Source organism: Corynebacterium kozikiae (assembly GCF_024580965.1).
Classification (GTDB): Bacteria; Actinomycetota; Actinomycetes; order Mycobacteriales; family Mycobacteriaceae; genus Corynebacterium; species Corynebacterium kozikiae.
The window spans coordinates 1-10,852 of record NZ_JANIKJ010000032.1 but is presented as its reverse complement, the minus strand read 5'-3'; the positions used below and the strand labels follow the sequence as shown (position 1 = coordinate 10,852).

Here is a 10,852-nt window from a genome sequence, read left to right as displayed (position 1 = left end):
TATAAGAGACAGGTGTCACTGTCACCCCCGCATTGGGGCAGGGGTTGGGTGGTGGGAACAAAGGCCAACCGATACGCATTACTTGATATATCAACAAAAGATTGTTTACTTCTTTGCCTTCAAGGAGGCCCACAATGAGTACCGCAACCCGCACCGCAATCATTGGCGTTGGCAACATTGGTTCCCGCCTTGCAACCCGCTTTGCACAGCACAATATCCCCATCACCGTTGCCGCAAGCAACCTTGAAAACGCTCAAAAGGTGGCGCAGCAGTTGGGACAAAACGCCATCGCCGCCACCACCGAGGAGGCAATCGCTAACAATGACGTCATCATTCTGGCCATCCCCTTTGCCGCAGGTATCGAGCTCGCACAGCAATACCGCGAGCAACTCAGCGGCAAGACGGTGGTAGACCCCTCCAACAACATCGCTTTCGACGAGCAGGGCAACGCCCTCAACCTCAACCCTGAAGGTGTTTCCGCAGGCCAGCAAATGAGCAAGGCCTTGGGCGAGGGCGTGCACTACGTCAAGTCCTTTGGCACCATGGCCGCTGCCGAGCTGGAAAAGGATCGCGCTGATCACGGCGGCAACATCGTGATGCTCTACGCTACCGACGACGACGCCGCAGGCAACAAGGTTGCTGCGCTCGCCGAGCAGGCAGGGTGGGACCCCGTCAAGGCCGGCGGCGTAGATGACACCGCACGCATCGAGGTGTTCGGTGACCTCCACACCTTTGGTGGCCTGCAAGACACCTTCCTCAACAAGGAGGAAATGCTGCAACGCATCTAGATCTCACCACCTGCGGCTAGCCTGGAGTGCTTTCGTTCCTTTCTTGCCAGGCCCCACCGCGGGTGGTTTTTTCTGCGCTTTGTGAAGCAATTACGCGAGTATCATTTTCGCCATGGATGCATCCCACACACCCTCCCGCCAAGATGTGCTGCTGAGCCAAGATGCGGTGGCGCATATCGAGGCGTTTCGCCAGCGCAGAGCAGCCCTGGTGCGCCCTGCCGACAAGCGCAGCACCGTGTTTGCCAGCCCAGCCGACCTAGTTTGGGGGTGGATAGCAGACCCCGAAGGTTTCCGCAGATTTGCTTCTGAACTGGGCTTTTCGGAGCAAGAATTGGCAGAAATGGTGGAAAGCTGGGAGTTCCAGGACCCGCCTTTTGTCCGGTTGATTGAGGAAAATAAGGCAAAATAGGCCCATGACCTACAGCGAAGATCTCAACAACGAAACCCCAGAGGATGCCATCACCGTCCTCAGCGAAGAACAAAGCCTTGAGCGCATGAAAACCCACAGCGTGGGGCGCCTGGTGGTCCGCCGAGCCAATGACATGGACATTTTCCCCATCAACTTCGTGGTGGACACCAACAACCCCTTCGCTGAAGACGGCACCGCGCTCTACTTCCGCACCGCGGAAGGCACCAAGCTGTTCACGGTAAACCTCAACGCCGACGTCCTCTTTGAAGTAGACGAGTTCCACGAGGGTGAAAACGCCTGGTCCGTGGTGGTCAAGGGCACCGCCGCCCTGGTGAAAGACACCAACGAGGCAAACCACGCAGACACCCTGGGCCTCAAGCCCTGGGTGCCCACGCTGAAGTACAACTTTGTGCGCATCACGCCTAAGAGCATTTCCGGCCGAGCGTTCGTGCTCGGCGAAGAGCCAGAGCGCTATTAGTCTTGCGGGTTTTCGGTCCGCCACCAAGTATCTTGTGGTGTGACCGGCAGGTGGCGCTTGTGTTCGCCCACGCGCCACAGGTGTTCGATGCGTTTTTGGGCATCCTCGGAAATGGCTTTGGTGCCCTCAATGTACGAGTCGATTTCTTGGTAGGTCACACCGAGGGCGTCTTCGTCGGCTAGCCCTGGGCGCTGCTCCTCGAGGTCCGCGGTGGGCACCTTCTGCCACAGCGCTGCGGGCGCCCCAAGGTGCTCAAGGAGGGCGGCGCCCTGGCGCTTGGAAAGCCCGAACAGTGGCAACAGGTCTGCCGCGCCATCGCCGAACTTGGTGAAGAACCCGGTGACGTTCTCCGCTGCGTGGTCCGTGCCGATCACCAACAGCCGCAGCTCGCCGGCCACCGCGTACTGCGCCACCATCCGCTGCCTGGCCTTGATGTTTCCCTTGTTGAAGTCGGTCACCCCATTCGCAGCCGCCCCCGCAGCCCCGCCGCCTGCCTCGATGAGTGCAGCGCTGACGGCGTCGCTAAGCGCAGTTGTTGCTGGCTCGATGTTGATGGTGAGTCGGTAGTCGGGGTTGATGAAGCTGAGGGCGGTTTGGGCGTCGGCTTCGTCTGCTTGGATGCCGTGCGGGAGGCGGATGGCGTAGAAGTGGGCGTCGGTGCCTTCCGCGCGGAGCTGCTCGCACGCGATCTGCGCGAGCCTTCCTGCCAATGACGAATCCTGCCCGCCAGAAATCCCCAGCACAAAGCCTTTCGTGCCGGTTGCGTGCAGGTACTCCTTGAGGAATCGCACGCGACGATTCACCTCTTCCTCCGCGCTGATATACGCTTTCGTGTGCAGCTCGTTGATGATGTGGCGCTGGAGTTCGCCCAAATAATGGCCTGTGGTCACGGAATGCTCAGTCATGAGGTCATTCTAGGCGTGCGCAATAGATTCCCGACGTCCCAAGCACCCCAGCCCCCAAGATCTCCAGTGGGGTAGCGGGAGCGCAAGGCTTGGGGGGTTTGTGTTTGGGTGCCAATTGGGATAAGGTTATTCCTCGTGTCCTGACCATGTGTGCATGGGCGAAATGCCTGCCAATTAGGGCGCCTGCGGTGAAACTGCAAGCGAACAGCAATATGCATGGTCAAAAGTATTCATTAGTAAAGAAAGGAGCGCCCGATGAAGGTCCGTAAGTCCCTTCGGTCGCTGAAGAACAAGCCGGGCGCTCAGGTTGTGCGTCGCCGTGGCAAGGTTTATGTGATCAACAAGAAGGAGCCACGTTTCAAGGCTCGCCAGGGCTAATTCCGCCTTTGGTTTGCGTGCAGCGCCGCAACTGTCCGAAATGGCAGTGCGGCGCTGCACTTTTTTGTTTGCTGGGGTTGAGGTGGTTGGGGTTTGTTGGCTGGGGTGGTTGGGGTGCGTTGGTCGAAAGGGCGCGTAGGTCGATAGCCCAAAGTCGATAGGACCCGTTTTTCCCCGAAAACCGCCGTCCTATCGACCAACGCACTGGCCTATCGACTTTGGGCTATCGACCAACGCCCAAAAGGCCCTCCCAAACCTAGGATGGCCCAGCCGGCCGCGTGGTGGCGTCGGTGGGGCGTCTTCGAGGGCTCACTGCGCTGCCTCAAAGGTTAAAGTTTCACGTCAAAGTTGAACAGTTTATAACGAATTAATAACGGTCTTTCGGGGCGATTTTTGGTGAGCTGGGCAAACGTGGGGAAGTGGATCCGCTGATCTTCAACCGTGAAATTACAAGGGTGGTAGTTGGCTCAACATGTAGGGCGCACGCTGAGGTGTCAACTGGGAGTTTCAACGATGTAACTACTATATGTTGTGTCAGTTGCGGAAGTTAGGCCCAACGTATAGTGTCGTTTCTGTTCATCACAGCAGCTCCACCACACTGGTGAAATAAGAGTTATAGGGATAAAAATATGTCGATCACCGTTTACACCAAGCCAGCTTGCGTCCAGTGCAACGCAACCAAGAAGGCACTCGACCGCGCCGGTCTGGAATACAACCTGGTAGACATTAGCCTGGATGATGACGCCCGCGATTACGTCCTCGCCCTCGGCTACCTTCAGGCCCCTGTGGTGGAGGTAAACGGTGAGCACTGGTCCGGCTTCCGCCCAGAGCGTATCCGTGAACTCGCAACCCAGGTTGCGTAACTCATATCCCCAATGAAACGTGCCCCAACGCATCGCGTGGGGCCATTTTTCAAGTGCGAGGCGTGCACGGACCTCACGTTGCGGCACACAGTAAAAGCGCTGCAAGCGCTCGCAATCCGCAATCTCAGAACAAGCGACCTTGAAGATTGGAACAACACCATGCTCGTGGTGTACTTTTCCTCAGCTACAGAAAACACCAAGCGTTTTGTGGAAAAGCTCGGCTTTCCCGCAAAACGGATCCCGCTGCACAAGCAGGATCCGCCGCTGATCGTGGATGAACCATACGTGCTGGTGTGCCCCACCTACGGAGGAGGAGCGTCTATCAGCGGAGCCAACACCAAGCCGGTGCCCACCCAGGTGATCCGCTTCCTCAACAACGAGCACAACCGGAGTCTCATCAAAGCGGTGATCGCCAGCGGCAATTCCAACTTTGGCACGGACTTCGGCAAAGCGGGGGACGTGATCTCCCAAAAATGCAACGTGCCCTATGTGTACCGCTTTGAACTGCTTGGCACTCAAGAGGACGTAGCAATTGTCCGCCAAGGCCTTGAGCAGCACTCCAAGGAACTCGGCTTGGAAGCGGCGTAGCTACCAGCCGCAACCATTGAGCCCTCACAATCTTCCCCAGACTTCCCCACAAAACAGTAAGGACCCCGCCCATGATCCACGGACGCAACGTTGCAGAACCAGTGTCTCGTTCCGAGCAACTTGATTACCACGCCCTGAACGCGCTGCTGAATCTCTACGACGAAAACGGCCAGATCCAGTTTGATAAGGACCGTGAGGCGGCCAACCAATTCTTCCTCCAGCACGTCAACCAGAACACCGTGTTCTTCCACGACCTCGAGGAAAAGATTGACTACCTAGTTTCCAACAACTACTACGACCCTCAAACCCTCGAGCCTTACGAGTTTTCCTTCATCAAGGACCTGTTCAAGCAGGCTTACGCCCATAAGTTCCGTTTCCAAACCTTCCTCGGCGCGTACAAGTACTACACCTCTTACACGCTGAAGACCTTTGACGGCTCCCGCTACCTGGAGCGCTTCGAGGACCGCGTCTGCATGGTGGCCCTGCAGCTCGCCGCGGGTGACCAGGACCTGGCCCGCAACCTGGTTGATGAGATCATGACCGGCCGCTTCCAGCCCGCCACCCCAACCTTCCTGAACTCCGGTAAGGCCCAGCGCGGCGAGCCGGTGTCCTGCTTCCTGCTGCGCATTGAGGACAACATGGAGTCCATTGGCCGCTCCATCAACTCCGCCCTGCAGCTTTCCAAGCGCGGCGGTGGCGTGGCGCTGCTGCTTTCCAACCTGCGTGAGGCCGGTGCACCGATTAAGAAGATTGAGAACCAGTCTTCTGGCGTGATCCCAGTGATGAAGCTGCTGGAGGATTCCTTCTCCTACGCAAACCAGCTCGGTGCCCGTCAGGGTGCCGGCGCGGTGTACCTCAACGCCCACCACCCGGACATCCTGAGCTTCCTGGACACCAAGCGTGAAAACGCCGATGAGAAGATCCGCATTAAGACCCTCTCACTCGGCGTGGTGATCCCAGACATCACGTTTGACCTGGCCAAGCGTAACGATGACATGTATCTGTTCTCCCCGTATGACGTGGAGCGCGTGTACGGCAAGCCTTTCGCGGACATCTCCATCACCGAGAACTACGAAGACATGGTGGAAGATCCCCGCATCAAGAAGCAGAAGATCAACGCCCGCGAGTTCTTCCAGACCATCGCGGAAATCCAGTTCGAGTCCGGCTACCCGTACATCATGTTTGAGGACACGGTGAACCGCGCGAACCCAATTGCCGGCCGGATCAACATGTCTAACCTGTGCTCGGAAATCCTGCAGGTGAATACCCCATCCGTGCTCAACGAAGACCTTACTTACGCTGAGGTTGGCGAGGACATCTCCTGCAACCTCGGCTCCCTGAACATCGCAATGGCGATGGATTCCCCGGACTTCGCGCAAAGTATTGAAACCGCGATTCGTGGCCTTACCGCGGTGTCTGAGCAAACCAGCATCGATTCCGTGCCTTCCATCCGCAAGGGCAACAACGCAGCCCACGCCATCGGCCTTGGTCAGATGAACCTCCACGGCTACCTTGGCCGTGAGCACATCTATTACGGCTCCGAGGAAGGCCTGGACTTTACCAACGCCTACTTTGCTGCCGTGCTCTACCAGTGCCTGCGCGCCTCCAACAAGATTGCCCGAGAGCGCGGCACTACCTTTGAAGGCTTTGAGCAGTCCAAGTACGCCACCGGCGAGTACTTTGACTCCTTTGATCCGGCCGACTTCCAGCCAAAGACCGAGCACGTCAAGGAGCTGTTCGCCAACTCCACCGCCTACATCCCCACCGCTGAGGACTGGGCGCAGTTGAAGGCAGACGTAGCCCAGTACGGCCTGTACAACCGCAACCTGCAGGCGGTGCCGCCAACCGGCTCGATCTCCTACATCAACAATTCCACGTCTTCCATCCACCCAATTGCCTCGCGCATTGAGATCCGCAAGGAAGGCAAGATCGGCCGCGTGTACTACCCGGCGCCGCACATGGACAACGAAAACCTGGACTACTACCAGGATGCCTACGAGATCGGCTACGAAAAGGTAATTGACACCTACGCAGTGGCCACCAAGTACGTGGACCAGGGGCTGTCCCTCACGCTCTTCTTTAAGGACACCGTGACCACCCGTGACATCAACCGTGCGCAGATCTACGCATGGCGCAAGGGCATTAAGACCCTTTACTACATCCGTCTGCGTCAGGTTGCACTCACTGGCACCGAGGTTGAGGGCTGCGTGAGCTGCATGCTCTAACGCCGGCTTAACGGCGGCCTAACATCACAGCGCCGGGTAACTAGACCGAGCGTTCCACTATTGGAATCGCTCGGTCTTGTTGTTTTATGCGCACCCGCGCAGTTATTTTCAACTTGAAGAAAATAACCTCCGCCATAACAAATCCTCCGGCAGGCCCAATGGAACCTCCGCAAAAGCGTAGCGATTGGTATGCAACGTTTAGACTGCTTAGTCTATAAAGGGCATTCAACCCAAGGCGAGGCCAGGAAGTAGGCCTGAAAACGGAAGGAGGGCGGATCAGTGCAGGTGCGCAAAGTCGTGTTACCCATTGCCGCCGCGGCGCTCATAGGGGTGTTTGTAGTGCCCGGTGGCTCTACCGACGAAGTTGGTGGCGCAGACATCTCTTCCGGCTCCCAGCACCTCAACCTGGTGGCCTACGCAGTGGCCAAGCAGGGCTTCGATGCCATCATCCCCGCCTACCGAGAGCACGCCGACACCGGCTTTGCCCAGTCCTACGGCGCCTCTGGCGACCAATCCCGAAAGGTGGAGCGCCGCGTGCCGGCGGACATCGTGAACCTTTCCGTGGAGCCAGACGTCACCCGCTTGGTACGCGCCGGGGTGGTGGAGGAAACCTGGCAGGACAACATCCCCGGCGATGAATCCGGCAAAGCCGTGCCCTTCGGCTCGGTGGTCACCTTTGTCACCCGTGAGGGCAACCCCCTGAACATTCAAACGTGGGATGACCTGCTGAATGTGGAGGTGATTTCTCCCAACCCGGCGTCGTCGGGCTCTGCAAAGTGGAACCTCCTCGCCCCGTATGCGGCGTGGTTTTATGCAAAGCAGGAGCAAGGTGGGAGCCTCCAAGAGGCGCACGAGTATGCGTCGGAAAAACTCACGCAGTTGATCAGCAACTCCTTCCGCATGCGCCCCAAGTCCGGGCGCGAGGCCACCTCCACCTTCGAGCAAGGCCAGGGCGACGTGCTGCTTTCCTACGAAAACGAGGCGATCCTGCTTGCCAATTCCGGCGCGAGCATTAGCTACCTCAACCCCGCGCAAACGTTCCGCATTGAAAACCCTGTTGCGGTAGTGGGGATCGGGGAGGAGAAAAACCCCGAGGCAATCAATTTCCGCGACTACCTGTTCACCCCGGAGGCGGAGCAAGTCTGGCAGCAGCAGGGATTCCGGCCGGGCCCGGCATTGTTTCACGACGTCACCCTCCCAGCGCCATTCGCACCTTTTGATGTTGCCTATTCCATTGATGATCTCTCTAGGTCATTCCAGCAGCTTGCAGAGGAGAACCCGGCGCTTGCCCAGCAGTACAACCTGGACGGCAAATCGGGATGGGCCATCGTGGACGCGCTGCTCTTCCAGCGCGCGGAATCCGGCGGAGGCGCCACAGACGGCGTGATTACCAAGATCTACAGGGAGGCGCTATGACCACGTTGAAGTTGCGCGCAAACACCGGTACTAGGACAAATGCGACCGTCGGACTCGCAACATTTTGGCTGAGCGTGCTCGTCCTGCTGCCGCTCGCCGCCTTGACTACCGAGGCCTTCACCGCAGGCGGGATCACCGGCTTCATCCGGGCCGTCACCGCCCCGGATGCGCTGGCGGCGCTGCGGATCACGCTCACCGTCTCCGTGATCGTTGCGCTGATTAATGCGGTGTTCGGCACCCTCATCGCGTGGGTGCTGGTGCGCGATGACTTCCCGGGCAAACAGATCGTGAACACCCTCATTGATCTGCCCTTCGCGCTGCCCACCATTGTGGCGTCGCTGGTGCTGCTCTCCCTGTACGGCCCAGATTCGCCGCTCACGTTGAACGCCACCCAGCCGGCGCTGGTGCTTGCGCTGACGTTTGTTACCTTGCCCTTTGTTGTGCGCGCGGTGCAGCCGGTGCTCATCGAGCTGGACAGGGATGTAGAGGAGGCCGCCGCCAGCCTCGGCGCAAACAACCGCATCATTTTCTTCCGCATCGTGCTGCCCGCCCTGCTGCCGGCGCTGCTTTCCGGTTCCGGCCTTGCGTTTGCGCGCGCGATCGGGGAGTACGGTTCCGTGGTGCTGATCGGCGGTAACATTCCTGGGCACACCCAGGTGGCCTCGCAGTACATCCAGGAACAAATTGAATCGGATGTTCCATCGGCGGCCGCTGCGGTGTCCGTGGTGCTGTTGGCCATCACCTTTGTGGTCCTCATTGCATTGCGGAAGGTGAAGTAAATGCAGCTTTCACGCACCTCAACATTGGTATTGCGGACGATCGCGCTGGTCTACCTGGCGGTGCTCGTCGTGTTGCCCATTGCCACGATCCTGTACCGCACCTTCGCGCCGGGCTTGGACGAGTTCTGGGCTTGGATCACCACCCCCGCGGCGATCTCGGCGCTGCAGACCTCGCTGATCATCGTGCTGATCACCGTACCGCTGAACGTGATTTTTGGCGTGGTGGTGTCTCTGGCGCTCGCGCGCGGCGAGTTCCGGGGCAAGCGCCTGTTGCACGCCGTGGTGGATCTGCCGTTTGCGGTCTCGCCGATTATCGTGGGCGTTTCCCTGATCCTGCTCTGGGGCTACGACGGCTGGTTCAGCAAACTCACCGGTGGCCTGTTTGGCCAGCTCCCGATCATTTTCCACCTGCCGGGCATGATCATTGCCACCATCTTTGTCACGCTGCCGTTCATCGTGCGCGAGGTGGAGCCGGTGCTTCAGGAAATCGGCACTGAGCAGGAGGAAGCGGCCTCCACGCTGGGTGCAACGTGGTGGCAAACCTTCTGGTACATCACCCTCCCAGCGATCCGCTGGGGCCTCACCTACGGCGTGGTGCTCACCGTGGCCCGCGCACTGGGGGAGTTTGGTGCGGTGATCATGGTGGCCAGTAACTTTGGCGGTGGCGGCCAGACGCTCACCCTGCTGGTGCATTCCCGCTACATCGACGACCACAATGAATACGGTGCCTACGCTGCGGCGACGCTGCTCATGGGCGTGGCCGTACTCGTTCTTTTGGCAATGACCGCAATCCAACAGCGCAGGAAGCACTAGAAAGTAACTGAGGCAGGCAAGCATCATGCAAATCACCGCAAAAAATCTGAACAAACAGTACGGCGACTTCAAAGCGTTAGACAACGTATCCCTCGAGATTCAGGAGGGCTCGCTCACTGCGCTGCTGGGTCCATCAGGCTCCGGGAAATCCACGCTGCTGCGGGCTATCGCAGGCTTGGATCGCCCGGATTCTGGGCAGATCATTATCGACGGGCGCGACGTCACCAACGTCTCACCGCAGGAGCGCGGGATCGGCTTCGTGTTCCAGCACTACGCGGCGTTTCGCCACATGACAGTGCGGGACAACGTGGGCTTTGGTTTGAAAATTCGTAAGCGCCCCGCCGCGGAAATCGACGCCAAAGTGGACGAACTGCTGGGCATCGTGGGTTTGGCTGGATACCAAACCCGATACCCGGATCAGCTTTCCGGTGGTCAGCGCCAACGTCTGGCCCTGGCCCGCGCCTTGGCGGTGAACCCCAAGGTGTTGCTCCTCGACGAACCTTTTGGCGCCTTGGACGCTAAGGTTCGCGATGACCTGCGCCTGTGGCTGCGCAGGATGCATGAGGAATTCAACATCACCACGGTGTTGGTCACACATGACCAGCAGGAGGCCCTCGACGTTGCGGATCAATTGGTGGTGCTCAATAAAGGGCGTATCGAACAGGTGGGCAGCCCGAACGAGCTGTACGACCACCCCCAAACCGAGTTTGTACTGGGCTTCCTCGGCCAAGTCACCCACCTCATGGGCAAAGTGGTACGCCCTCATGACATCCGCCTAGGCCGCAACCCTGTGCTGGCCACCCCGGAAAACGAGGTGGCGGAGACCTCCGTGATTCCCGTGGTAGTGGACCGTGTGGTGCACTTGGGCTTCGAGGTGCGCGTAGAGCTCCACGACCAGCGCGACGGCGAGGAAGTGGTTGCCCAAATCACCCGCGGCGACGCCCTCGCGCTCAACCTCCACCCAGGCGACACCATCTACGCCCGCGCCACCCGCCCGGCGTCATTGGTGGCTGAGGGGTAGGGCGCGGGGCTGGGTTAGGCGCTTGTTTTGGGCGTAGGTCGATAGCTCAAAGTCGATAGGACGCCGCGTTGGTCGATAGGGGGGGTTTCGGGGAAAATCGGGTCCTATCGACTTTAGGCTATCGACCAACGGGTCCTATCGACCAACGCAACAGCGCGCCCCCTACGCCCACGCCCCAATGCCCCCAAC

The 10,852-nt window shown here is 59.1% G+C and carries 12 protein-coding genes; 11 read left to right on the top strand and 1 reads right to left on the bottom strand.

Annotation, left to right across the window (positions count from 1 at the left end):
- The first annotated feature begins 134 nt into the window (after positions 1-134).
- The 3 genes from NQ018_RS11040 to NQ018_RS11030 all read left to right on the top strand — a co-directional run bounded on the left by NQ018_RS11040 (position 135) and on the right by NQ018_RS11030 (position 1,675).
- Positions 135-788: an NADPH-dependent F420 reductase gene (locus NQ018_RS11040; protein ID WP_257060975.1), complete on the top strand. Its 654-nt coding sequence runs from the start codon at positions 135-137 to the stop codon at positions 786-788.
- Positions 789-900: 112 nt separating this feature from the next.
- Complete coding sequence (locus NQ018_RS11035) at positions 901-1,197, top strand: hypothetical protein (RefSeq protein ID WP_257060973.1); 297 nt, start codon at positions 901-903, stop codon at positions 1,195-1,197.
- A gap of 4 nt (positions 1,198-1,201) precedes the next feature.
- Positions 1,202-1,675: a pyridoxamine 5'-phosphate oxidase family protein gene (locus NQ018_RS11030; protein WP_257039315.1), complete on the top strand. Its 474-nt coding sequence runs from the start codon at positions 1,202-1,204 to the stop codon at positions 1,673-1,675.
- Here NQ018_RS11030 and nadE read toward each other — a convergent pair.
- Complete coding sequence (gene nadE / locus NQ018_RS11025; RefSeq protein ID WP_373566949.1) at positions 1,672-2,547, bottom strand: NAD(+) synthase; 876 nt, start codon at positions 2,545-2,547, stop codon at positions 1,672-1,674. The genes NQ018_RS11030 and nadE overlap by 4 nt on opposite strands.
- Positions 2,548-2,835: 288 nt before the next feature.
- Here nadE and ykgO point away from each other — a divergent pair, with 288 nt between their 5' ends.
- From ykgO to NQ018_RS10985, 8 genes are all read left to right on the top strand, one after another.
- A complete protein-coding gene (gene ykgO / locus NQ018_RS11020; protein WP_005511141.1) occupies positions 2,836-2,958 on the top strand; it encodes a type B 50S ribosomal protein L36 in 123 nt (40 codons plus the stop codon).
- A gap of 629 nt (positions 2,959-3,587) precedes the next feature.
- A complete protein-coding gene (nrdH, locus tag NQ018_RS11015) occupies positions 3,588-3,821 on the top strand; it encodes a glutaredoxin-like protein NrdH (protein ID WP_257039318.1) in 234 nt (77 codons plus the stop codon).
- Between the two features lie 159 nt (positions 3,822-3,980).
- Entirely contained in the window at positions 3,981-4,409 is a 429-nt protein-coding gene (gene nrdI, locus NQ018_RS11010) for a class Ib ribonucleoside-diphosphate reductase assembly flavoprotein NrdI (protein ID WP_257060979.1), read from the top strand.
- A 71-nt stretch (positions 4,410-4,480) separates the two neighbouring features.
- Positions 4,481-6,634, top strand: a complete 2,154-nt coding sequence (gene nrdE / locus NQ018_RS11005) for a class 1b ribonucleoside-diphosphate reductase subunit alpha (protein WP_257060970.1) — start codon at positions 4,481-4,483, stop codon at positions 6,632-6,634.
- A 279-nt stretch (positions 6,635-6,913) separates the two neighbouring features.
- The gene (locus NQ018_RS11000) at positions 6,914-8,050 is read left to right on the top strand and encodes a substrate-binding domain-containing protein (protein WP_373566948.1); all 1,137 of its coding nucleotides are present in this window, start codon (positions 6,914-6,916) and stop codon (positions 8,048-8,050) included.
- Positions 8,047-8,829, top strand: a complete 783-nt coding sequence (locus NQ018_RS10995; RefSeq protein ID WP_257060968.1) for an ABC transporter permease — start codon at positions 8,047-8,049, stop codon at positions 8,827-8,829. The genes NQ018_RS11000 and NQ018_RS10995 overlap by 4 nt, the downstream gene beginning before the upstream one ends.
- Entirely contained in the window at positions 8,830-9,642 is an 813-nt protein-coding gene (locus NQ018_RS10990) for a sulfate ABC transporter permease (RefSeq protein WP_257039323.1), read from the top strand.
- 25 nt (positions 9,643-9,667) lie between these two features.
- Positions 9,668-10,663 carry a sulfate/molybdate ABC transporter ATP-binding protein gene (locus NQ018_RS10985; RefSeq protein WP_257053443.1) on the top strand — a complete coding sequence of 332 codons (996 nt, stop codon included), beginning with the start codon at positions 9,668-9,670 and terminating at the stop codon, positions 10,661-10,663.
- Positions 10,664-10,852 lie beyond the last annotated feature (189 nt).

What these genes read in the sequence shown, in the direction of transcription:
- NQ018_RS11040 (WP_257060975.1), top strand. Translation starts at nt 135, where the DNA reads ATGAGTACCGCAACCCGCACCGCAATCATTGGCGTTGGCAACATTGGT.
- NQ018_RS11035 (WP_257060973.1), top strand. Translation starts at nt 901, where the DNA reads ATGGATGCATCCCACACACCCTCCCGCCAAGATGTGCTGCTGAGCCAA.
- NQ018_RS11030 (WP_257039315.1), top strand. Translation starts at nt 1,202, where the DNA reads ATGACCTACAGCGAAGATCTCAACAACGAAACCCCAGAGGATGCCATC.
- ykgO (WP_005511141.1), top strand. Translation starts at nt 2,836, where the DNA reads ATGAAGGTCCGTAAGTCCCTTCGGTCGCTGAAGAACAAGCCGGGCGCT.
- nrdH (WP_257039318.1), top strand. Translation starts at nt 3,588, where the DNA reads ATGTCGATCACCGTTTACACCAAGCCAGCTTGCGTCCAGTGCAACGCA.
- nrdI (WP_257060979.1), top strand. Translation starts at nt 3,981, where the DNA reads ATGCTCGTGGTGTACTTTTCCTCAGCTACAGAAAACACCAAGCGTTTT.
- nrdE (WP_257060970.1), top strand. Translation starts at nt 4,481, where the DNA reads ATGATCCACGGACGCAACGTTGCAGAACCAGTGTCTCGTTCCGAGCAA.
- NQ018_RS10995 (WP_257060968.1), top strand. Translation starts at nt 8,047, where the DNA reads ATGACCACGTTGAAGTTGCGCGCAAACACCGGTACTAGGACAAATGCG.
- NQ018_RS10990 (WP_257039323.1), top strand. Translation starts at nt 8,830, where the DNA reads ATGCAGCTTTCACGCACCTCAACATTGGTATTGCGGACGATCGCGCTG.
- NQ018_RS10985 (WP_257053443.1), top strand. Translation starts at nt 9,668, where the DNA reads ATGCAAATCACCGCAAAAAATCTGAACAAACAGTACGGCGACTTCAAA.